The sequence below is a fragment of the Halosimplex yunnanense genome, assembly GCF_054504345.1.
Window position 1 is genome coordinate 258,576 of record NZ_JBTJEL010000035.1, and the last position, 22,041, is coordinate 280,616.

Consider the following 22,041-nt stretch of genomic DNA (forward strand, 5'->3'; position numbering starts at 1 on the left):
GCGGTTGGTTACCCGTCGGAATCGATGAGGCAGAAGACGAGGCTCCCGTCGTCGAGGCCGGCGATGCGGGTCTGTGCAGTGAACTCTTCCCCGTCGTCGGTCACGTAGCGACAGCCGCCCGTCCACTGCCAGTCGTCGCGGACAGTGGCGATGGCCGTCGATTCGAGGCGGTCGGCCTCGTCGTCGGGGAAGCAGGTCTGCCAGCGCCGGCCCGCGAGGTCGTCGGGTCCGACGCCGAGGCGGCCGGCGAACACGCGGTTGGCGAAGGTGAACGTGCCGTCGGGGCCGACGACAGCGATGCCGTCGGCGGAGGCCTCGATGGCGGTGAGGCTCCGGGTGGCCGCTCGCAGGGTGCGGTGGTGGTCGACCAGCCGGCGGATCCGCCCGGCGAGGATCGGCATCGCGGTCTTCGGGTCGTCCTTCCGGATGAAGTCGGTCCAGATCTCCTCGGGGAACCGCTCGGTGAGCTTCTTCCGTGTCGACCCGGTGAACAGCACGAACGGGAGCGTCGGCGACCGCTCGCGTACCGCTTCGAGCAGGTCGAGGCCGTCCATCTCCGGCATCTCGTAGTCACTGACCACGCAGTCGGCCTGCTCCAGCGCGCCGAGCGCGTCGGAGGGGGACTGCTCGGTGTGTACCGTGAACTCCTCGTGTCCGGAGAGATGCGCCTCGATCAGTTCGAGGTAGTCGCGGTCGTCGTCGACGCAGAGGACGTCGATCGGCTCCTCGATCGTCGACTGCGTCGAGACCGTAGTGTCGTGGTAGTCGATCATCGTCATTTACTCGCTCCGTCTGGCGGTCCGCGCCGGGTGAGCCGTCGACCGAGGGCCGAGCGGACGCGGCCCGCGCGGCGCGTGGGCGCGCCGCTCTCGAGCGCGGTCGATCTGTCGGCTGTTCGCCCACCCCCACTGCCTCATTGCTCGATGGGCTCGGTGAGGTCGGACTGGATCCACGCGTGCTCGTTCTCGGGGTCGGCGATCATCGCCAGGCGGGTGTCGCCGACGTCGTACTCCTCGTAGGTCTCGCGGATCGCTTCCTCGCTGGTCTCGGTGGAGTGCGTCGACATCGTCAGGCCCTCCTCCCGTCGACGGTCACAGTCCGGTCGGCGTCGATGGCGACCGTGTGGCCGTTGTACTCGAACTCGACCGACGCCTCGGCCCCGCTCTCGTAGAGGGAGTCGAGCGCGTCCGTGTCGACGACGTCGTACAGCGGGGGTTCCATCGTGAGCGGGTCCGTGTCGGTCACGCTGGCGAGGGTTTCGATCACGTCGAGGCTGACTTGGTCGCTGGTGTCGTGAACTGCAATACCGTCCATGCTACTTCTCCCTCCGAGCACTACGTGCATCGGTCTGGTCGCTACGTGAATAACAGCCCCCTGATTCCAGGGGTAATATGTATAGCCCCGGTGCCGAGCGCGGTCGAGCGCGCCACTGGCCCGATCATCCGGATTCGGCCCCGAGGCGGGTGGAGATAGCGATCCGTTACCGCCGGTAGGGTCGGTCTGCGGATCGATGACAAGCGCGAACCCCGCTCGGCGGCAGTGCGCGACGGGGTTCCGGACCGCTACTGGCCCCTTTTTATCGGGTATCTGGGAAGTAACGATTAATTGCACGTGCTATCAAATGCTACTAATGGACGTTGGTTCGATCCGCGACGCGGTCGCCGGCCGCGGCGTCGGGGACACGGGGGACCGCAACGAGGGATCGGTCGACCCCCCTTCGAGACGAACGGGGGTCGCGTCGAACGCGACGGACGCCGAACGGCGGGTCCGTCGACAGCGCGTCGCACTCGCTTCGCTCGCGCTGGGGTGTATGGTGCTGGTGGCGATCGCTGCGGACGCGTCGGCGTCGCTGGGGGGCGGTGCCGGAGCGCTCGTCGGGTTGCTCGCCACCGGCGTCGTCGGACTCGCGGCGTCGAGCGACCGCGAGGACGCCGTCGCGGCGATGACCGACAGAATCGAGCGCGCTCGGGCGGGCGAGGACGTCTCCTTCGACACCGACCGCGACGACGAACTCGGCGAACTGGCCGAAGCGGTCTCGGGGCTGACGGAAGACCTGCGGGAGTGCGAGCGCGAGCGCGACCTCCGCGAGCGGGTCATCGACTCGGCCCCGGTCGGGATCAGCGTCGCCGACGCTACCGCCGAGGACGCCCCGCTGATCGCCGTCAACGAACGGTTCGAGGAGCTGACCGGCTACGAGGAGTCAGAGTGTGTGGGCCGCAACTGCCGGTTCCTGCAGGGGGAGGAGACCGACGAAGAGCGGATCGCGGAACTGCGCCGCGCCGTCGAGAACGAAGAGGAGACGACGGTCGAACTCCGCAACTACCGGAAGGACGGCACCGAGTTCTGGAACCGTGTCAGGCTGGCCCCGGTCGAGACCGACGGGGAAGTCACCCACTTCGTCGGCTTCCAGGAGGACGTCACCGAGCGGGTCGAGCGCGAGGCCGAACTGGAGCGGCGCGGGTCGCTGCTCGACGCGATCTTCGAGCAGCTCCCGTTGCACATCTACGCCAAGGACCGCGACGCACGCCACGTCCGCTACAGCACCGCGTTCGCGGCGGAGTGGAGTCCCGACCTGATCGAAAAGGAGGTCCTCGGGAAGACCGACGTCGAGGTGTTCGACGCCGAGTTCGCCGAGGAGGCCTACGAGGACGACCTGGAGGTCATCGAGACCGGGGAACCGATCGTCAACAAGGAGGAGTACGTCGACCACGCCGACGAGTGGAACCTCACGACGAAGGTGCCGTGGCGGGGATCCGACGGTGAGCTCCGCGGACTGATCGGCGTCTCCCGGCAGATCACCGAGCGGAAGCGCCAACAGCAGGAACTCGAACAGTACCGCGAGTTCACCACCGACATCATCGATTCGATCGACGACGTGTTCTACGTGCTCGACGCCGACGGGCACCCCCAGCGCTGGAACGAGACGCTTGCGGAGGTGACCGGCTACGACGACGTAGAGATCGAGTCGATGCACGCGACGGACTTCTTCGTCGAGGAGGACCGCGACGCCATTCGGCGAGGGATCGCGAGCATCGACCGGGCGGCGGGCGTGCCGCTCGAAGCGCGACTCCGGACGAAAGACGGCGAGGCGATCCCCTACGAGATCGTCGCCTCGCCGATGGAGAACCCCGAGGGCGAGCGGGTCATCGTCGGGATCGGCCGGGACATCTCCGAGCGCCGCGAGCGCGAGCGCCAGCTGGAGGCGATCGTCGAGAACACGGAGGACCCGATCTACATCAAGGACCGCGAGGGCCGCTATCAGTTCGCAAACGAAGCCGTGGCGGAGCCGTTCGACCTCGATCCGGAGGGGGTGATCGGCAAGCCCGACGAGGAGTTCTTCGACGAGGCGACCGTCCAGGACATCCGCGAGGACGACCGGCGAGTCCTCGAGACGGGAGAGTCCGTCTCCCGGGAGGTGATCCGGCCGATCGACGGCGACGATCGGGTGTTCCTCGACCACAAGTACCCCTATCGCGACGAGGACGGCGAGGTCGTCGGGGTGATGGGGATCAGCCGCGACATCACCGAGCGCAAGGAGGCCGAACGGGAGTTACGCGAGCGCGAGCAGCGCCTCGAGGAATACCGCGAGTACACCGAGGACATCCTCGACGCGATCGACGACGTGTTCTACGTCTTCGACGACGCCGGGAAGATCCAGCGGTGGAACGAGAGCTTCGCCGAGCTAACCGGCTACGACGACGCGGAGATCGAGTCGATGCACGGGACGGACTTTTTCCCGGAGAGCGAGCACGCCCGGGTCGTCGAGGCGATCGCCACAGTGTTCTCGACGGGGGAGGACGGTCGCGTCGAGGCGCCGGTCCTGACGAAAGACGGCGAGCGGATCCCCTACGAGTTCGTCGCTTCGCGGCTGGAGAACCCTGACGGCGAGCACGTGCTCGTCGGGATCGGCCGCGACGTCTCCGAGCGGAAGGCCCGCGAGCGTGAGCTGCGCGCGACCAAGAACCGCCTGCAGAAGTTCATCGAGACCTCCCCCGTCGGCGTCGTCGCCACCGATACCGACGGCGAGGTGACGCTGTGGAACGACGCGATGGAGGACATCTTCGGCTGGTCCGCCGACGAAGTGCTGGGAGCGCAGTATCCCGCCGTGCCCGACGGCGTCGAGGACGACGTCCGCCAGCGCGTGCTCGACGGCGAGTCCGTCTCCGGCGTGGAACTCAAGCGTGTCCGCGCCGACGGCGAGGTGATCGACGTCTCGCTGTCGACCGGCCCCATCTACGACGAGGACGGCGAGGTGACCGAACTGGTCGGCTACATCGAGGACATCACCGAGCGAAAGGAGCGCGAGCGCGAACTCGCCGCGCGGTCGGCGGCGATGGAACAGGCGAGCGACGGCATCGCCATCCTCGACGAGAACAGCGTCTACCAGTTCGTCAACCAGGCCCACGCCGACGTCTACGGCTACGACGATCCCGGGGCGTTTCTCGACGAGACGTGGGAGATGTGTTATCACGAGGAGGAGCGCGAGCGGCTCGCCGAGGAGGCGGTCCCGTCGCTCCTCGAGGAGGGCGAGTGGCGCGGCGAGGCGGTCGGGCTGACGGCGGACGGCGAGCGGTTCCCACAGGAGCTCTCGCTGACTGCCCTCGACGACGGCCGGCAGATCTGCGTGGTCCGCGATATCACCGACCGCAAGGAGCGCGAGCGGGAACTGGCGCGGTTCAAGCGCGCGGTCGAGGCCTCGGGCCACTCCATCTACATGACCGACGCGGACAGGGAGATCACCTACGTCAACCCCGCCTTCGAGGAGACGACGGGCTACAGCGCCGCGGAGGCCGTCGGACAGACGCCCGCGATCCTCCACTCGGGCGAGCACGGCCAGGAGTACTACGACGCGCTCTGGGACACGATCCGGGCCGGCGAGGTGTGGGACGAGGAGATAATCGACCGCCGCAAGAACGGCGAACTGTACTACGCCGAACAGACCATCGCACCGGTGACTGACGAGAGCGGCACTGTCGACCGGTTCGTCGCCGTCCAGAACGACATCACCGAGCGCAAGGAGCGCGAGCGCGAACTCGAACGCTACGAGACGGTCGCGCAGACGGCGTCGGACGCCATCGTGACCATCGACACGGACAGCGTCATCCGCGACGTCAACCCGGCGGTGCGCGACGTGTTCGGCTACGACCCAGCCGACCTCGTCGGCGAGCCGCTCTCGATACTGATGCCCGACCGGCTGACCGAAGACCACTTCGCGGCCCTCGAGCGGTACCTCTCCTCGGGTGAGAAGACGGTCGACTGGGACTCCGTCGAGTTCCCCGGCGTCCGCGCGGACGGGTCGGAGGTCCCGCTCGGTATCTCCTTCACCGAGTACGAACACGACGGCGAGCGGTTCTTCGCCGGCATCATCCGCGACGTGAGCGAGCGCGTCGAACGCGAGCGAGAACTCGAACGGACGACGGATCTCCTCAAACAGGTTCAGCAGATGGCCAACGTCGGCGGCTGGGAACTCGACGTCAGCGGTGAGGAACCCACGCAGACCTGGACCGAGGAGCTGTATCGCATCCACGACTTCCCGCAGGGCATGGAAGTGGAACTCGATGATATCATCGACTCGTACCACCCCGACGACCGCGAGCGAGTACGCGAAACCGTCGAGGAGTCCATCGAGGAAGGGACGGGGTACGAGATCGAAGCCCGCATCGTCGTCGGGTCCGGTGAAGTGCGGTGGGTCAGGGCGATCGGCTACCCCGTGGACGACGTCGAGAGTCCCGCCGTCTTCCGCGGCTCCGTTCAGGACATCACCGAGCAGAAAGAGCGCGAGCGCGAACTCGAACGGACGACGGATCTGCTCAGCCGCGTCGAGCAGATGGCGGACGTCGGCGGGTGGACGAGTACCGTCACCGAGGACGGCACGAACGAAATCCAGTGGACAGACAACGTCTACGACATCTTCGAGGTGCCGCCCGAGGAGGGCCCGATGACGGAGGGCGTCTTCGAGTACATCCATCCCGACGACCGCGCGGACCACCGTCAACACCTCGAACGCGCCTGGGGCGGCGGCGAACCGTGGGACACCGAGTATCGGATCGTCACGGGCGAGGGGACCGAGCGGTGGGTCCACTCCATCTGCGAACCCGTCGTCGAGGACGGGCACGTGACCGAACTCCGCGGGTCGCTCCAGGACATCACCGACCGCAAGGAGCGCGAGCTGGCGCTGGAGTCGCTCCACGAGGCGACGCGCGGCCTGCTCGGCGTCGAGAGCAACGCCGAGGCGGCGGACCTGGTCGTCGACACCGCCCACGCGGTGCTCGACGTGGCGGGCGTGGCCGTCTACCTGCTCGACGACACCACCAATCAACTGGACGCGCTCGCCTGCTCGGACGGGTTCGAGTCGCTGTGTGACGCCGAGCCGGTGGGGGCGAGCGCGGGCGACTCGCTGCTGTGGAACACCTACGTGACGGGGACGCCGACGGTGTTCGACGACACGCAGGCCGCCACGCAGTCGAACGTCTTCGGCCCGGACGTCGGCGGCGGGCTGCTGGTGCCGGTCGGCAACCACGGCGTGTTCGTCGTCGCCACCCGCGACCGGGCGGTCGACCAGTCGACCCGGCGGCTGGCCGAGACGCTCGTCGCGACGACCGAGGCGGCGTTCGACCGCCTCGCCAGCGAGGAGACGCTCCGCGAGCGCGACGCGGAACTGGAGGCGCAAAACAGCCGCCTGCGCCGGCAGATCCAGATCACCGACCTGATCCGTCGGATCGACCAGTCGCTCATCCAGGCCGAATCCCGCGAGGCCATCGAGTCGGCGGTCTGTGACCGACTGGTCGAGAGCGACGACGTGGCCTTCGCGTGGATCGGGTCGCTCGACGCCGCCGATGACCGCCTCGAACCGAGCGCGTGGGCCGGCGACGGCGCCGACTACCTCGACACGGTGTCGCTGGCAGCCGACGAGAGCGCCGAACCCGCCGTCGCCACGGCCGTCTCCGAGCAACCCACCGTCGTCCGCAACGTCGTCGACGACCTGAAACGCGAGGAGTGGCGCCAGACCGCTCTCTCGGAGGGGTTCCAGTCGGTGTTGAGCGTGCCCATCGCCTTCGAGGAGTACTTCTACGGCGTGCTCACGGTCTACGCCGGCGAGCCCGACGCCTTCGGCGACCTCGAACGCGAGGTGTTCGCCGAACTCGGCGAGAACGTCGCCCACTCGATGAACGCCGTCGAGACCCAGCGCGCGCTCCACACCGACCAGCGGGTCGAGCTCACGCTGGAGTTCGACGCCGCCGACGACGTGCTCGGCCGCCTGGCGACCGAGGCCGACTGCACCGTCGAGTTCGCCGGGTTGGCCACCCACTCGGAGTCCGAGACCGGGCTGTTCGTCACCGCTTCGGGCGCGCCCGCCGAGCGCGTCGAGGACGTACTCGAGGACCTTGTGTCGGTCGCGACCTACCGCCTCGTGAGTGACGGCGACGGCGAGAGCGACGAGGGCAGACTCCTGTTCGAGGTGACCGTCGGCGCCGATACGCTCCCGTCGCGATTCGTCCGCCACGGCGCCGGCCCGCAGACCATCCGCGCGACCGCCGCGGGCATCGAGGCGGTCGTCGACGTGCCGACCGGGACGGACGTCCGCGAGTTCGTCGAGATGCTCGCGGAGACCCATCCGAGCGTCGAACTCGCGAGCCGGCGGACCGTCGAGCGGGGCGACGAGACCGGCGGCACCTTCGCGACCCGGCTGTTCGAGGCGCTGACCGACCGCCAGCTGGAGGTGCTCCGGACCGCCTACTTCGCCGGCTTCTTCGAGTGGCCCCGAACCTCCACCGGCGAGGACGTCGCGGAGATGCTCGACGTCAGCCAGCCGACCGTCAACCGCCACCTGCGGCTCGGCCAGCAGCGACTCCTCCGCCAGCTCTTCGAGGAGACCAGCGCGGAAGTCGAGGCGGCGGCCGACTGAGGCCGGCTGTGAGGCGGTACCGCACCGGGGCAACGTTCAGGAGAAGGGACCCCCCATTCGCGGTATGGCAGACGACGCGTCCGACAGCGCTGGTTCGGAGGACACCCCCAACGACTGGGACCCCGACTCCTACGACCGCGACACCGGCTTCGTGCACGAGTACGGCGGCTCCGTCGTGGACCTGCTCGACCCGGAACCGGGCGAGCGCGTGCTCGACCTCGGCTGTGGCACCGGCCACCTGACCGCCGACATCGCCGACGCCGTGGGCGCATCGGGCTCGGTCGTCGGCGTCGACCAGTCCGTCGAGATGGTCGAGCGGGCGCGGGAGACGTATCCAGACCTGCGATTCGAGGTGGCCGACGCCCGGACGTACGCCCCGGGCCGGGAGGTCGACGCCGTGTTCTCGAACGCCGCGCTCCACTGGATCCCCGCGTCGGATCAGGGCCCGGTGGCTGAGCGCGTACACGAGCTGCTGGCCCCCGGCGGTCGCTTCGTCGCCGAGATGGGCGGCGTGGGGAACGTCGGATCTATCGTCGACGCGACGGTGGCGGAGTTGCGAGAACGGGGCTACGAGGCGGCGAACCCGTGGTACTTCCCGACGCCCGGCGAGCACGCCGCAGTGCTGGAGTCGGCCGGCTTCGAAGTACGCCTGCTTCGCCTGTTCGACCGGCCGACGGAACTGGAGGGCGGCGCCGACGGGCTGGCGCGCTGGCTCGACGTCTTCGGCGACTCGCTGTTCGCTGACCTGGACGACGGGGAGAAATCCGCCGTTGTTTCCGCTGTGGAAGCGCGGGTTCGCGACGACCTGTTCGATCCGGACGCCGGCGACGACGGGGTCTGGACGGCCGATTACCGCCGACTGCGATTCGTCGCGGTCCGGGAGTGAAGGGCACCGTTTCGAGTGCAACGACCGCTAGCCGTTATAAGCCCTCGCCGGGCTCGCGGTCGCTGAGCGACATACCCTCGTTGCACTCGGGTAGGGGCCGCTCAGACGACTAGATGAACGCGAGCCCGCCTCGCCCTTTCAATCCACCAGGAAACAACACCGCGACCACAACAGCAACCGCGACCGCCCCACACCGCAGACGGCCACACGCCTCCCCAGCCGATTCGCTCGCCGCTGGCTCGCTCATCCCTCGCGCGACTATTTCGAGCGGTCCTCGCAGTGCTCGGACACGCTCGACAGCGCGCGCCAGAATCAGCGTTTCATTGCCGAAACCCGTGAAAAATCTCTCGTCTGAAGCCGTCTACCGGTTGTCCAGTCGCCAGTCGGGGATAGGGACCTGGCCGCCGTCGACGCGGAGTTCGTGGCCGTTGACGTAGTCGGCGGCGGGGGAGGCGAGGAAGACGACGCCGTTGGCGATGTCCTCGGGTTCGGCGAACTGACCCAGCGGGTTGAGGTCCTTGATCTGTTCGGTGACGGCGTCGGAGAAGCCCTCGGTCATGCGGGTGTTGACCCAGCCGGGGGCGACGGCGTTGACGCGGATCCCCTCGTGGCCGAGTTCGAGCGCGAGGCTCTTGGTGAGCCCGAGGAGGCTCCACTTCCCGACGTCGTACTGCGGGGACTGGCCGACGGCGTTTTTCGTGTGGATGGAGGTGATGTTGACGATCTTGCCGTAGCCGCGCTCGACCATGCCGTCGACGACGGCGCGCGTGCAGTTGAGCGAGCCGAACAGGTGGACTTCGATGTTCAGCCGGAAGTCGTCGTCGTAGCCCTCGTCGAGGAACGGGCCGGCGTCGCCGACGCCGGCGTTGTTGACGAGGATGTCGACGCTCCCGAGTTCTTCCTCGGCGTGTTCGACCATCGCCGCGACCTCGTCCTCGTCGGTCACGTCGGCGGCGAGGCCGACGGCGTCGCTGTCGTCGTCGCGGTCGCGGATGGTCGCCGCGGTGTCTTTCGCCACGTCCTCGTCGAGGTCGTTGACGACCACGTCGGCGCCGTGGGTCGCGAGTTCGAGCGCGATGGCGCGGCCGTTCCCGCGGCCGCCACCGGTCACCAGTGCCGTCTCGCCGGTCAGGTCGAGATCCATGGGGCGGCGTTCGACGGCCGCTGCCTTCAAGCCCGGTCCTCGCGGAACCACGGCGGGTCGGCCCGAGCGTGGCCGGGTCGGAAACGTTTTTTGTCGAGCCACTCGCTGTAGTGGGTATGGATTACCTGGAACTCGAAGGGGCTCGCGAGTTCGTCGCCCGTCTGGAGCACGGGCGCGACTGGCGCGGCCAGATCGAGGCTTTCGCCGCCGACGAGGGGGTCGACTCGGCGTTTTTCTTCGGCCTCGGCGCGGTGCAGGACGCCGAGATCCTCTACTACGACCAGGACGACGAGGAGTACTACCCCGAGACCTTCGACGAGCCGCTGGAGATGGCCGCCTGCGTCGGAAATATCTCCGAACTGGACGGCGAGCCGTTCGCTCACACCCACGCCGTCCTCTCGCGGGAAGACGGAACGGCGCTGGCCGGTCACCTCGACAGCGCGACCGTCTTCGCCGGCGAACTCTACGTCCGCGAGTTCGACGTGCCGCTGGAGCGGGAGTACGACGAGGAGACAGCGCTCGACCTCTGGCCGCTGTGATGGGAGCGCGACGATGAAACCCGAGGACGAACGGTACTTCGAGCGACTGGAGTCCGGCCTCGACGACGCGTTCGAGGTGGCGGAGGCGGCCCGCGAGCGCGGCGACGACCCGACCGACGACGTCGAGATTCCGGTCGCCCGCGACATGGCCGACCGCGTCGAGAACATTCTCGGCATCGACGGCGTCGCCGAGCGCGTCCGCGAACTCGAAGGCGAGATGAGCAGGGAAGAAGCGGCGCTCGAACTCGTATCCGACTTCGTCGACGGCGAGGTCGGCGACTACGAGTCCCGCGCCGGGAAGGTCGAGGGGGCCGTTCGAACGGCGGTCGCCCTCCTGACCGAGGGCGTCGTCGCCGCCCCCATCGAGGGGATCGACCGCGTCGAGATCCTCGAGAACGACGACGGCACGGAGTTCGTCAACGTCTACTACGCCGGCCCGATCCGCTCCGCGGGCGGGACCGCGCAGGCGCTCTCCGTCCTCGTCGCCGACTACGCCCGCGCGATGCTCGGCATCGACCAGTACAAGGCCCGCGACGACGAGATCGGCCGCTACGCAGAGGAGATAGACCTCTACGACAAGGAGACGGGCCTGCAGTACTCCCCGAAGGAGAAGGAGAGCAAGTTCATCGCCGAGCACATGCCGATCATGCTCGACGGGGAGGCGACCGGCGACGAGGAAGTCTCCGGCTATCGAGACCTCGAACGGGTCGACTCCAACTCCGCACGCGGCGGGATGTGTCTCGTCATGGCCGAGGGGATCGCGCTAAAGGCCCCGAAGATCCAGCGGTACACTCGCAACCTCGACGAGGTCGACTGGCCGTGGCTGCAGGACCTCATCGACGGCACCATCGGCAAGGACGACGGCGACGAGAGCGACGAGGACGACGAAACCGACGAGGAAGGCGCCGAAGGCGACGACGAGGGCGAAGACGAAGACGGCGGCGAGGAACCCGCCGGCCCGCCGCGGCTGGACCCGTCGAAGAAGTTCCTGCGGGACCTCATCGCCGGCCGTCCGGTGTTCTCGCATCCGAGCGAGGCCGGTGGCTTCCGCCTGCGCTACGGTCGGGCGCGCAACCACGGGAACGCAACCGCCGGCGTCCACCCGGCGACGATGCACCTCGTCGACGACTTCCTCGCCACGGGGACCCAGATCAAGACCGAACGGCCCGGCAAGGCCGCCGGCGTCGTCCCCGTCGACACGATCGAGGGACCGACGGTTCGCCTTGCCAACGGCGAGGTGCGGCGCATCGACGACCCCGAGGAGGCACTGGCGATCCGCAACGGCGTCGAGAAGGTGATCGACCTGGGCGAGTACCTCGTCAACTACGGCGAGTTCGTCGAGAACAACCACCCGCTCGCGCCCGCCTCCTACACCGTCGAGTGGTGGGCCCAGGAGTTCGACGAGGCCGGCGCGGACGTGCAGGCGATGCGCGACTCGCTCGACGTCGACCTCTCGGACCCGAGCGCGGAGGAAGCGCTGGAGTGGGCCGACGAGTACGACGCGCCGCTGCACCCCAAGTACACCTACTGCTGGCACGACCTGAGCGTCGACGAGGTGTGTACGCTGGCCGACGCGGTCGACGACGGGCGCGTCGCACAGACCGACGGGGCGGTCGTTCGCGACCCCGACAGCGGTGACGGCGACGACGGTTCCGACGAACTCCAGCACGACGCGGCGACCGACGGTCACGACCGCGACGCGGGCGCCGCGGCCGCCGGCGACCTCGTCCTCCCGCGCTCCGAGACGGTTCGCGAGGCCGTCGAGCACCTGCTCGTCGAGCACACACAGACCGAGGACACGCTGGTCATCCCCGACTGGCGACCCCTGGTTCGGACGCTCGGCTTTTCCGACTCGCTCGAACGGGAGTGGACGCCCGAGGACCTCTCCGAGCGCGCGAAGGCCTACGGCGGCGGCGAGGCCAGCGACGCCCAACTCGAATCGTCGGCGGCCTCCACCGAGGACGGCGCCAACGCCGTCCTCGCGGTCAAGGAAATCGCGCCCTTCGAGGTCCGCGAGCGCGCGCCCACCCGCATCGGCAACCGGATGGGCCGACCCGAGAAGTCCGAGAAGCGCGACCTCTCGCCGGCGGTCCACACCCTGTTCCCCATCGGCGAAGCCGGCGGCTCCCAGCGGAAGGTCGGCGACGCGGCCGTCGCCGGCGACAGCTACGACGACAGCCAGGGGAAAGTCGAGGTAGAGGTCGGCCGTCAGGAGTGTACCGACTGCGGGACGCGGACGTACAAGCCCCGCTGCCCGGACTGCGGCGGCGTCTGCGAGGCCGTCTACGTCTGCCCCGACTGCGACTCCGAGGTCGAACCCGACGAGTCCGGTCGCGCGGAGTGTTCCCGCTGCGAGACGCTCGCACGACCCACGCAGACGAAGGTCGTCGACGTCAACGAGGAGTTCAAGGACGCCCTCGCGAACCTGAACGAGCGCCCCACCGCCTACGACGCGCTCAAGGCCGTCAAGGGCCTCTCCTCGGAGAAGAAGACGCCAGAGCCGATGGAGAAGGGCGTCCTCCGCGCGAAACACGGCGTCTCGGCGTTCAAGGACGGCACCGTCCGCTACGACATGACGGACCTGCCCGTCACGGCGGTGCGCCCCTCCGAGCTCGATGTCACCGCCGAGGCCTTCCGCGGGCTCGGCTACGAGGAGGACATCCACGGCCAGCGCCTCGAACACGACGACCAGCTGGTCGAGCTGAACGTCCAGGACATCGTCCTCTCGGAGGGCGCCGCCGAGCACATGCTCAAGACCGCCGACTTCGTCGACGACCTGCTGGAGTCCTATTACGGTCTCGAACCGTTCTACGATCTGGAAGAGCGGGACGACCTCGTCGGCGAACTCGTCTTCGGGATGGCCCCCCACACCAGCGCGGCGACCGTCGGACGTATTGTCGGATTCACGACAGCAGCGGTTGGGTACGCGCATCCGTACTTCCACGCCGCGAAGCGTCGCAACTGCTTCCATCCGGATACGAAAGTCTGGTACGAGGACGAAGACGGCGCGCTCAAACACGAGTCGATCGAGACTGTCGTCGAAGGTTATCTTGATCCAGAGCACGCCGAAGAAGACGACTTTGGGACGCTCGTAGACGACCTCGACCACCTCGACGGCGATCTCTCCGTCCCCTCGTTCGACAACGCTGGTTCTCAGTCCGCACAGCCCGTGGAGGCGCTGAGTAAGCATCCGGCACCGGATCACCTCGTCGAGATCCGAACGGAGTCCGGTCGGGATCTGAAAGTGACCCCGGACCACAAGGTACACATCTACGAGCCGGACCTCGGTCGGATGGTGTCTGTCCCAGCGGGGAAGCTCGACGAGTCGGATTGTCTCGTCACGCCGAAACACCTCGACAGCACCGATCCGGCTGACGAGCCGGAGCGGTTTGACCTCCTCGAAGCGTTCATCGGGTCAGATGTCGTCGCCGACGACCGGCTGATGGTCAAAGGACTGGATAAGGACCGCCTCTACGAGCGCTTCGAACACCGGCTCGCCGACGAGTGGGACGGTCGCTTCTACCCGCTTCAGAGCAGTGCCGACTATCTCGGGCTGACGAAGAAGACGTTGAGTAACTACCTTTACCGAGAGAGTATCCCGGTCGCGTTACTCGACAACTTCTTCGATTCGACGGAGGACTTGCTGTCGTTCGTCCCCGAAGACGCGACGCTCGGTGTCAAACGCGACGGGACGGAGATCGACCGATACATCGCCCTCAACGAGCGGGTTGCCACGCTTCTCGGGTACTACGCCGCCGAAGGATTTGCCCGGGTTCAGGAGACCCCGAAGGGGAAGATCCATCAGACGACGATTTGCGGCACGGACGATGAGGCACGAGAGTTTTTCCTCGATGTGCTCACCGAGGAATTTGGCGTCGATCCCTACGTCGAGAATCACGCGAAGATAACTGCCTCGGGCCGATTGCTCCGTGGGTTCTTCGATACGATGCTGGACGCTGGGACCGCGGCACACACGAAGCGGGTCCCGCAGTGTATCTTCGATTCCCCTGACCGGATCGTCGGTGCGTACCTCGCTGGATACTTCAGCGGCGACGGGACAGCCGATGGACAGACTCCTCGTGTCTCGGCTACAACCGTGAGTCCGGAACTCAAGTCGGACCTTCTCGCACTACTGACCCGGCTGGGCATCACTGCGACGGTCAATCACATGGAACCGGTGGCGCTCTCGGAGGCGTTCCCGGAGTTCTACGACGATGACGACGAGTCACTTTCGCGCCATAGTTACGAATTAACCGTCTCTCGGGACGATGCCGTCCGGTTCGCCGACCGCGTCGGTTTCCACCTTACCGAGAAGGACGACCGCCTCAGCCGACAGGTCGTCAATCGTAAATCGACCGGCCGCCACGCATACGTCTTTGACGGCGGTACCGACGAGTACCACCTGGACCCGATCCAGACGGTGTCGTATACCGAGTCCGACACCGATAACGTCTACTGTCTCACCGTCGCAGAGAACCACTCGCTCGTCGCAGATGATCTGTCGGTCAAGCAATGTGACGGCGACGAGGACTGCGTGATGCTGCTGATGGACGGACTTCTCAACTTCTCGAAACAGTTCCTGCCGGACAAGCGCGGGGGGCAGATGGACGCGCCGCTGGTGATGTCCTCGCGGATCGACCCGGCGGAGATCGACGACGAGGCGCACAACGTCGACATCATGCGAGAGTACCCGAAGGAGTTCTACGAGGCGACGCGGGAGTTGGCGGACCCGGAAGACGTCGAGGACATCATGACCATCGCGGAGGAGACGCTGGGCACCGACGAGGAGTACACTGGGTTCGACCACACCCACGACACGACGAACATCGCCGCCGGGCCGGACCTGTCGGCGTACAAGACGCTCGGGTCGATGGAGGAGAAGATGGACGCCCAGCTGAACCTCTCGCGGAAGATCCGTGCGGTCGACGAGACCGACGTGGCCGAGCGGATCATCGAGTACCACTTCCTCCCCGACCTCATCGGGAACCTGCGGGCGTTCTCCCGGCAGGACGTGCGCTGTCTCGACTGCGGCGAGAAGTACCGGCGGATGCCGCTGACCGGCGACTGCCGGGAGTGCGGCGGCCGGGTCAACCTCACCGTCCACGAGGGTTCGGTCAACAAGTACATCGAGACGGCGACCCGCGTCGCCGAGGAGTTCGGCTGTCGCACCTACACCAAACAGCGCCTCGAAGTCCTCGACCGGTCGATCAAGCGGGTCTTCGAGGACGACACGAACAAGCAGAGCGGCATCGCGGACTTCATGTAGCGGCCTGCTTTCTCGCGGAGTCGTCCGTGGCCGACTGATTCCAGCAAGGGACGGACTGAGAGCCGTGGCGCGCGCTGTCGAGCGTGCCCGCCTCCTGGCGGGCCGTTCGAAATAGCCGCGCGAGGGATGAGCGAGTGAGCAGCGCGAACGAGTGAATCGGCTGGGGAGGCGTGTGGCCGTCTGCGGTGTCGTGCGGGGCGGTTGCTGTCCTGGCGGACTGAAAGGGCGAGGCGGGCTCGCGTGCAGTTCAGTCGCCTAAGCGGGCACTATCCGCGCGGGCAGTGCGGAGAGCGCGGATATCCCGCTCAGCGACCGCGAGCGCGCCGAGGGCTTTCAGCGCCTGCTGTTCGCTGTAGTCGCTCCAACAGCTAGCGAGCGCGTCGAGAGCTTGCGACGCATCGCGTTCGACTCCGGAGACCAGATACCAGCGTCACAGACGGTCTTCCAGCACGGCGCCGAAGCCGGCGGCGCCGATACAGATCGCGACGAGGCCGCCAATCCCGGTGAGGACGAGGCCGCCGTTCATCGCCGCCGCGACGAGGAGGGCCGTCGTCCAGTCGTCGCCGTCGCGGTCGACGAGCCGATCGGCGATCGCGAGGAAGGCGACGGACGCGCCGACGGCCCAGACGACGTACGCCACGATGACGAGCGGGATCGCCACGACGATGCCGACGAACGAGATGACGAGGAGGAACGTCGCGAGCGCGAGGGCGATCAGGACGAGAATTCCGTAGGTGAACGACCCGACGGGGTCGTCCAGCACGGCGGCCATCCGGTCTTCGAGGAACTCGGGGGCGACCGCGACGAGGATGGCACCGACGATCAGTGTCGTCAAAAAGGAACCGACGGCGCTCCCGACGACGTTGGCGGCCGGGTCGAGGTCGACGTTCACGTCGATCTGGAGGACGATCGACGAGAGATCGGATTGTAACGCCAGCGTGGACAGATCGACCGCGTGGGAAAACATAGTGCCAACAGTCGGCGGACGCACTTAAGAAGGCATCGGCGGGCCGAATTCGGGGTCGGATCCGGGATCGAACCGCCGCCGTCACCCCTCGACGCAGACGTCGACGAAGTTCCGCAGGATGCGCAGGCCGGTCTCGCCGGATTTCTCGGGGTGGAACTGGGTGCCGAAGACGTTGCCCCGGTCGTTGGCGACGATGGAGGCGAAGTCGGTGCCGTAGTCGGTCGTGGTGACCACGGCGTCGGCGTCGTCGGGCTCGGCGTAGTAGGAGTGGACGAAGTAGGCGTACTGCCCGTCGACGCCGTCGACGAGCGGGTGGTCGCGCTGGACGTCGAGTTCGTTCCAGCCCATGTGGGGCACCTTCAGGTCGCCGCGGAAGCGGACGTTCTGGCCGGGGATCAGATCGAGGCCCTGCACGCCGCCCTGTCCCTCCCGTTCGGCCTCCTCGCTGCTCGTGAGGAGCATCTGCATGCCGAGGCAGATGCCGAAGAGGGGGGTTCCGGCCTCGGCCTGTTCGACCAGCGCGTCGCGGAAGGGGCCGGCGTTGTCCATCCCTTCGGAGAAGGCGCCGACCCCGGGGAGGACGATCCCGTCGGCGGCGTCGAAGTCTCCGGGGTCCTCGCTGAGTTCGACGGTGGCGCCCGCGCGTTCGAGGCCGCGCGTGACGCTCCGGAGGTTCCCCAGCCCGTAGTCGACCACGACGACCTCGGCCGCGGTCTGTCGCGTGCTCATGCGAAGAGGTAGACACACCGCGGACAAGTCCCTTTCCGTCCGGGCGAAGCCTGCGACCGACTCGGGAGTGGGGTCACCGCGGTTCGCACGGCGAGTCGGTCAGAAGTCGCCGATGCGCGACTGGCCGCTCGTCTCGTCGGTGAACTCGGCGGCCCGCTCCAGCGTGGAGGCGAACGTGGCGCGCTGGGAGGGGTCGTACAGCGTCGCAGCGGGGTGGACGCAGACCAGCACCCGTCGGGGAACGCCGGCGACCTCCGCTTCGACGACGTCGCCGGCCTCGCTCGTGACGGCGACGTCGCGTTCAAGCAGGTGTTCGGCCGGGACCTTCCCCATCGTGACGACCACTTCAGGGTCGACCAGGTCGATTTCGGTCTCGAGGTACCCACGGCAGTTCGCGAGTTCCTCGTCGGTCGGGTCGCGGTTGTCGGGCGGGCGACAGCGCGCGCAGTTGGTGATACGCACGTCGCCCCGATCCAGTCCCGCGTCGCGCAGGCCGTCGTCGAGCACGTCGCCGCTGCGGCCGACGAACGGCTCGCCCTGTTCGTCCTCGTGCTGTCCCGGCGCCTCGCCGACGAACAGCAGGTCCGCGTCCCCGGGCCCGGTGCCGTTGACGATCCGGCTCCGACACTCCACGAGCGTCGGACACCGCTCGCAGGCGGTCACCTCCAGCCCGTCCATCTCGCCGTCGCTCATGACTCCCCGTCGGCCGGGGACGACCATAATCGGGTCGGTCCGTGCGCGAGCGACGCCGCCCGTTCGCACTACTCGCCGCCGAACCGCTCGTCGGCGGCGCGGGCGGCCAGCCGGGCGACCCGGAGCGGTTCCGGCCGGCCGCCTTCAGGTGTGAATCCTCGAACCACGTCGGCGGCCTCGTCGTCGTCCACTCCGACCGCGCGGACGTAGACCGTCTCGTCGCCGACGGTCACGGGCCGGCGGTCGGGCTGGCGGCGGTAGACCGACAGGCGCTCGTCGAGGGCGTCGCCGTCGAAGGCGTCGCGGAGCGCGTCTTCCAGCCCCGGGCTCTCCTCGAACGTCACTGAGAGGACGGGGCGGTCGACGGCCTCGCGGATCGCCGGCAGGTCGAAGAGGTTGAACCACGCGGGGGCGATGCCCGCGAGAAGTACGTACTGCACGTCTTCGCGGTCGAGCGCGTCGACCAGCGAGATCACTGTCTCGGTGGCGTCGGTACCGCCGACCGCGCAGGTGTCGAAGGCGAACCCGTCGACGACCCGACTCGCGCGGACGACGGCACCCGCCAGCGTGCTATCCTCTCCGCGGTACGATTCGGCCACGCCGAGGGCGCGGGCCCCGCGCTTCACGTGTTGTCCTTGATGTCCTCCAGCCGATCCAGCAGCTCGTCGTTCGAGGCGTCGAACTCGTAGGACACGTCTCCGTCGTGTGTGTTCTCTGCCGTGTTAACGCCGTCCCCGTCCTCGAGGTCGGCGTCAAGTTCCTGATTCTCCTGCTCTGATTCGTCGTAGCTCCCGAACCCCATACAAGAGATCATAACACACTGATCGTGAAAAATCATACGCCCCAGGGGGAGTAATCGGCAATTAACTGATCGAACGACGATTACTGCCCGAAAAACGAACCGAATACCGAACGAAAGTCGAATAGGCGGGTGCGATTCGATATATCCGGTCGATAACTGGACGCCCGTCGACCGTCGTATCACGGACCCGAGCGGTCTGGATTCGCTCGTAAGGTCGCAATATTCCCCGGTAGCGGTACCGTCGGCGCAGATATAGCGATGACAGCACGAAGTGTATTCCCAATATGAATAATATTCAACTGTTCTTGCATCGAGCGCTCTTGGGTCACGTCGCCCCAGTGTATCGGCGACCGGATCGAACCCCGGAGCGGCCGCTGGGAAAACTGCCAGCGGACCTGGAGGAACGCCGGGCTTACCGCTCACTGGGAACGGCCTACCGCGCCAGCGGGGGTTCCTCCGGATGCCGCGACGACGTGGGCCGAGCAGTGGCGCTCCGAGTTGGGGCCATCGGGGAGAAAAAGTCGGCCAGATGACTTTTCTGGGGCGCGGTCGTAGTGCTACTCATGACGCGGGCGAGGACTCATCGCATCCTCTCGATCGTGCTCGGGATCGCAACGGGGGTCGGTCTCTGGTGGCTGGGCACCTATCCCGACATCGCCGTGACCGGTGGAATCGCCATGCTGGTGCTCGGCCTCGTGGTCTCGCGGCTCGTCCGCGAGTACCCGGCGTTCACGAGCGCCGACCGTAGTTGGCGCGACAACAGGTGGAGCGCGCTGGGGCAGGTGTTCGTAATCCTGGTCACGTTCACCGCGGTCTACGCCGCGCCCCTCGAATTCGCCGACCGGATCGGACTCCTCGTCGTCGTCTTCGCCACGTACTTCGTCGGCTACACCCTCGGCGGGCTGGACGCCCTCGAACTGGACGTCGGCGACGAACGGGAGGAGTCGACCGGTTCCGCCGACCCCGCCGACGACTGAGCGGCGCGCCGGAGCGATCGCCGTCGGTCAGCGCTCCTGCAGCTCCTCGGGCGCTCGCTCGGCGAGATAGACGTGGGCTTCCGGGCTCTGGTCGGCGTCCTCGACGACGTCACCGCGTTCGCGGGCCTCGTTGATGCGCGTGTTCGCGTCGGGACGGTCGACCTGCCCGATCAGCATGAGCGCCTCGACGACGGCTTTCTCCGGGACGCCTCCGCCGGGACCGCCGAGAGAGAGGTCGTCGAGGTAGTCGGGGTCCTCGTCGAGGATGAACTCGACGTACTCGGTCACGTCGGTCGACCCGCCGAGGTGCTCGTGCCACGCCGCCGGGAACAGGCTGATCCGGTGGTCGTCGACGTCCTCGCCGATCTCGTAGTAGACGCCGCCTTCCCACCACTCGGCGTCTGTCGTGTTCTCGTCGACGTGAGCGAGGAAGTCCCGGCCGTCGAAGGCGTAGTCGTCGCGCGCTTCGAGTTCGTCGGCGTAGACCTCGATCGTCTCCGGTTCGACGCCGGCCCCCTGGTCGTAGCGCTCGATCAACTCGACGATGCCCCGGGCGCCGATCGACTCCCCCTCGTGGACGATCTCGTCGACGACCGCCTGGTTCGGTTCGGCCATGCGATCGGTTGGTGCGTGGCGCGAATAAATCACAGGCCGGCGGCTCCGGCGGCCGACGGATACGCTCAACTGTCTGGGTGTGCTTGGCGGTAGCATGGACCGATCGACAACCGCCGCGACGAAGGAAGCCCGCCCGGCCCCGAACCCGGGCGAGCGTCCATGAACGTCGACTTCCCCGACGCCGAAGCGCTAGTCGGTGCGAGCGACTCCACCGTCGAGGACCTCCCCGAGTTCGCCGTCACGAACCGCGAGCGCGACCCCGAGGCCGTCGCGGACGTGACTGAAGCGACCCGGGCGGCCGTCGACGCCATCGAGGGGTTCGACGACCTCGCGGCGGGCGCGTCGGTCGCGATAACCGCCGGAAGCCGTGGTATCCACGATATGCCCGCGGTGCTCTCGGTGGCCGTCGACCGCCTCGCCGAGCGGGAGTTCGAGCCGTTCGTGATCCCGGCGATGGGGAGCCACGGCGGCGCGACCGCCGAGGGGCAACGCGAGACGCTCGACGCGCTGGGGATCACCCCCGAGTCGCTCGGCTGTGAGATCCGCTCGTCGATGGCCGTCGAGGAGGTTGGCGAGGACGCCCTCGGACGGCCGGTCTACGCCGCCCGCGACGCGCTGGAGGCCGACGCGGTCCTGCTCGCCAACCGCGTCAAGCCCCACACCGACTTCCGCGGCGACGTAGAGAGCGGTCTCGCCAAGATGGCCGTGATCGGCCTCGGCAAGCACCGCGGCGCCGAGTCGCTTCACAACGCCGCCATCGCAACCGACTTCGCCGACGTGATCGCCGACCGCTACGAGGTCCTGCGGGCGGAGACGCCAATCGTCGGCGGCATCGCTCTCGTCGAGAACGCCGACCACCGCGCGGCGCGAATCGCGGGAATCGACGCCGCAGTCGTGCTGGATCGCGAACCCGAACTGCTCGACACCGCGCGCGAGCACATGGCCGAACTCCCCGTCGACGACCTCGACCTCCTCGTCGTCGACGAGACCGGCAAGAACCACTCCGGGACGGGGATGGACACGAACGTCATCGGTCGGTACGCCTTCCACGGCGAGGTCGAACCCGACTCGCTGTCGATCACCCGGGTCTACGCCCGGTCGCTGTCGGCGCCCTCGCACGGCAACGCCATCGGGATGGGCCTCGCCGACTTCGTCCACCGCGACCTCGTCGCCGACGTCGACTTCACGGACACGTACGTCAACGTCGTCACCAGCGGCGAGCCGCGGCGGGCCAAACTCCCCGTCGTCGTCCCGGACGACGCGACCGCGCTCGTGCTCGCCTGCTCGACCACCGGCGTCGCCGACCCGGCCGACCTGCGGGTCGCCCGCATCCCGAGCACGATGAACCCCGACTCGCTCGTCGTCTCCGCGCCGGTCGCGGCCGAATTGCGCGAGCGCCCGGACGTGACCGTCGGCCCCCTCGCACCGCTCGAATTCGACGACGGCGCGCTCGAGGCGGATCCCTACTGATCGGGGCCCGTGACCGCGGCACTTATCTACCGGCACGTGCCCATCGA

General features: G+C 67.7%; 16 protein-coding genes. 6 read left to right on the forward strand and 10 right to left on the reverse strand.

Annotated features, from left to right (window positions below):
• Nucleotides 1-8 precede the first annotated feature (8 nt).
• From AB2U09_RS14950 to AB2U09_RS14960, 3 genes are all read right to left on the reverse strand, one after another.
• A complete protein-coding gene (locus AB2U09_RS14950; protein WP_459193525.1) occupies nt 9-779 on the reverse strand; it encodes a response regulator in 771 nt (256 codons plus the stop codon).
• A 134-nt stretch (nt 780-913) separates the two neighbouring features.
• Nucleotides 914-1,066: a hypothetical protein gene (locus AB2U09_RS14955; RefSeq protein ID WP_459193526.1), complete on the reverse strand. Its 153-nt coding sequence runs from the start codon at nt 1,064-1,066 to the stop codon at nt 914-916.
• Between the two features lie 2 nt (nt 1,067-1,068).
• The gene (locus tag AB2U09_RS14960; RefSeq protein ID WP_459193527.1) at nt 1,069-1,314 is read right to left on the reverse strand and encodes a HalOD1 output domain-containing protein; all 246 of its coding nucleotides are present in this window, start codon (nt 1,312-1,314) and stop codon (nt 1,069-1,071) included.
• A gap of 316 nt (nt 1,315-1,630) precedes the next feature.
• Between AB2U09_RS14960 and AB2U09_RS14965 the strand changes: the two genes are divergently transcribed.
• Together AB2U09_RS14965 and AB2U09_RS14970 are read left to right on the forward strand one after the other, a co-directional pair.
• The gene (locus AB2U09_RS14965) at nt 1,631-7,906 is read left to right on the forward strand and encodes a PAS domain S-box protein (protein WP_459193528.1); all 6,276 of its coding nucleotides are present in this window, start codon (nt 1,631-1,633) and stop codon (nt 7,904-7,906) included.
• 64 nt (nt 7,907-7,970) lie between these two features.
• Nucleotides 7,971-8,792, forward strand: a complete 822-nt coding sequence (locus AB2U09_RS14970) for a class I SAM-dependent methyltransferase (protein ID WP_459193529.1) — start codon at nt 7,971-7,973, stop codon at nt 8,790-8,792.
• Nucleotides 8,793-9,153: 361 nt separating this feature from the next.
• Here the strand turns inward: AB2U09_RS14970 and AB2U09_RS14975 are convergent, their stop codons facing one another.
• Nucleotides 9,154-9,936 carry an SDR family NAD(P)-dependent oxidoreductase gene (locus AB2U09_RS14975; RefSeq protein WP_459193530.1) on the reverse strand — a complete coding sequence of 261 codons (783 nt, stop codon included), beginning with the start codon at nt 9,934-9,936 and terminating at the stop codon, nt 9,154-9,156.
• Between the two features lie 116 nt (nt 9,937-10,052).
• Between AB2U09_RS14975 and AB2U09_RS14980 the strand changes: the two genes are divergently transcribed.
• Both AB2U09_RS14980 and AB2U09_RS14985 read left to right on the forward strand, forming a co-directional pair.
• Nucleotides 10,053-10,475 (forward strand): PPC domain-containing DNA-binding protein, encoded by a 423-nt coding sequence (locus tag AB2U09_RS14980; protein WP_459193531.1) that lies wholly within the window; start codon nt 10,053-10,055, stop codon nt 10,473-10,475.
• 13 nt (nt 10,476-10,488) lie between these two features.
• On the forward strand, nt 10,489-15,741 hold the full coding sequence (locus tag AB2U09_RS14985) for an LAGLIDADG family homing endonuclease (protein WP_459193532.1): 5,253 nt from the start codon (nt 10,489-10,491) through the stop codon (nt 15,739-15,741).
• A 430-nt stretch (nt 15,742-16,171) separates the two neighbouring features.
• Here AB2U09_RS14985 and AB2U09_RS14990 read toward each other — a convergent pair whose 3' ends face one another.
• The 5 genes from AB2U09_RS14990 to AB2U09_RS15010 form a co-directional block, all read right to left on the reverse strand.
• The gene (locus tag AB2U09_RS14990; protein ID WP_459193533.1) at nt 16,172-16,708 is read right to left on the reverse strand and encodes a DUF8173 domain-containing protein; all 537 of its coding nucleotides are present in this window, start codon (nt 16,706-16,708) and stop codon (nt 16,172-16,174) included.
• Between the two features lie 81 nt (nt 16,709-16,789).
• Nucleotides 16,790-17,437, reverse strand: a complete 648-nt coding sequence (hisH, locus tag AB2U09_RS14995; RefSeq protein ID WP_459193534.1) for an imidazole glycerol phosphate synthase subunit HisH — start codon at nt 17,435-17,437, stop codon at nt 16,790-16,792.
• A 99-nt stretch (nt 17,438-17,536) separates the two neighbouring features.
• Nucleotides 17,537-18,130 carry a uracil-DNA glycosylase gene (locus AB2U09_RS15000; RefSeq protein ID WP_459193535.1) on the reverse strand — a complete coding sequence of 198 codons (594 nt, stop codon included), beginning with the start codon at nt 18,128-18,130 and terminating at the stop codon, nt 17,537-17,539.
• Nucleotides 18,131-18,198: 68 nt separating this feature from the next.
• Entirely contained in the window at nt 18,199-18,756 is a 558-nt protein-coding gene (locus AB2U09_RS15005) for an endonuclease dU (protein WP_459193536.1), read from the reverse strand.
• The gene (locus AB2U09_RS15010; protein WP_459193537.1) at nt 18,753-18,932 is read right to left on the reverse strand and encodes a DUF5786 family protein; all 180 of its coding nucleotides are present in this window, start codon (nt 18,930-18,932) and stop codon (nt 18,753-18,755) included. The genes AB2U09_RS15005 and AB2U09_RS15010 overlap by 4 nt, the downstream gene beginning before the upstream one ends.
• Before the next feature lie 563 nt (nt 18,933-19,495).
• Between AB2U09_RS15010 and AB2U09_RS15015 the strand changes: the two genes are divergently transcribed.
• A complete protein-coding gene (locus tag AB2U09_RS15015) occupies nt 19,496-19,909 on the forward strand; it encodes a hypothetical protein (RefSeq protein ID WP_459193538.1) in 414 nt (137 codons plus the stop codon).
• Nucleotides 19,910-19,936: 27 nt separating this feature from the next.
• On the opposite strand, the gene AB2U09_RS15020 is transcribed toward AB2U09_RS15015, so the two are convergent.
• Nucleotides 19,937-20,524 carry a hypothetical protein gene (locus tag AB2U09_RS15020; protein ID WP_459193539.1) on the reverse strand — a complete coding sequence of 196 codons (588 nt, stop codon included), beginning with the start codon at nt 20,522-20,524 and terminating at the stop codon, nt 19,937-19,939.
• A 159-nt stretch (nt 20,525-20,683) separates the two neighbouring features.
• Here AB2U09_RS15020 and AB2U09_RS15025 point away from each other — a divergent pair, with 159 nt between their 5' ends.
• A complete protein-coding gene (locus AB2U09_RS15025; RefSeq protein WP_459193540.1) occupies nt 20,684-21,994 on the forward strand; it encodes a nickel pincer cofactor-dependent isomerase, group 22 in 1,311 nt (436 codons plus the stop codon).
• The last annotated feature ends 47 nt before the right edge of the window (nt 21,995-22,041 follow it).

Coding starts and splice junctions, on each gene's coding strand:
- AB2U09_RS14950 (WP_459193525.1), bottom strand. CDS start 779: ATGACGATGATCGACTACCACGACACTACGGTCTCGACGCAGTCGACG.
- AB2U09_RS14955 (WP_459193526.1), bottom strand. CDS start 1,066: ATGTCGACGCACTCCACCGAGACCAGCGAGGAAGCGATCCGCGAGACC.
- AB2U09_RS14960 (WP_459193527.1), bottom strand. CDS start 1,314: ATGGACGGTATTGCAGTTCACGACACCAGCGACCAAGTCAGCCTCGAC.
- AB2U09_RS14965 (WP_459193528.1), top strand. CDS start 1,631: ATGGACGTTGGTTCGATCCGCGACGCGGTCGCCGGCCGCGGCGTCGGG.
- AB2U09_RS14970 (WP_459193529.1), top strand. CDS start 7,971: ATGGCAGACGACGCGTCCGACAGCGCTGGTTCGGAGGACACCCCCAAC.
- AB2U09_RS14975 (WP_459193530.1), bottom strand. CDS start 9,936: ATGGATCTCGACCTGACCGGCGAGACGGCACTGGTGACCGGTGGCGGC.
- AB2U09_RS14980 (WP_459193531.1), top strand. CDS start 10,053: ATGGATTACCTGGAACTCGAAGGGGCTCGCGAGTTCGTCGCCCGTCTG.
- AB2U09_RS14985 (WP_459193532.1), top strand. CDS start 10,489: ATGAAACCCGAGGACGAACGGTACTTCGAGCGACTGGAGTCCGGCCTC.
- AB2U09_RS14990 (WP_459193533.1), bottom strand. CDS start 16,708: ATGTTTTCCCACGCGGTCGATCTGTCCACGCTGGCGTTACAATCCGAT.
- hisH (WP_459193534.1), bottom strand. CDS start 17,437: ATGAGCACGCGACAGACCGCGGCCGAGGTCGTCGTGGTCGACTACGGG.
- AB2U09_RS15000 (WP_459193535.1), bottom strand. CDS start 18,130: ATGAGCGACGGCGAGATGGACGGGCTGGAGGTGACCGCCTGCGAGCGG.
- AB2U09_RS15010 (WP_459193537.1), bottom strand. CDS start 18,932: ATGGGGTTCGGGAGCTACGACGAATCAGAGCAGGAGAATCAGGAACTT.
- AB2U09_RS15015 (WP_459193538.1), top strand. CDS start 19,496: ATGACGCGGGCGAGGACTCATCGCATCCTCTCGATCGTGCTCGGGATC.
- AB2U09_RS15020 (WP_459193539.1), bottom strand. CDS start 20,524: ATGGCCGAACCGAACCAGGCGGTCGTCGACGAGATCGTCCACGAGGGG.
- AB2U09_RS15025 (WP_459193540.1), top strand. CDS start 20,684: ATGAACGTCGACTTCCCCGACGCCGAAGCGCTAGTCGGTGCGAGCGAC.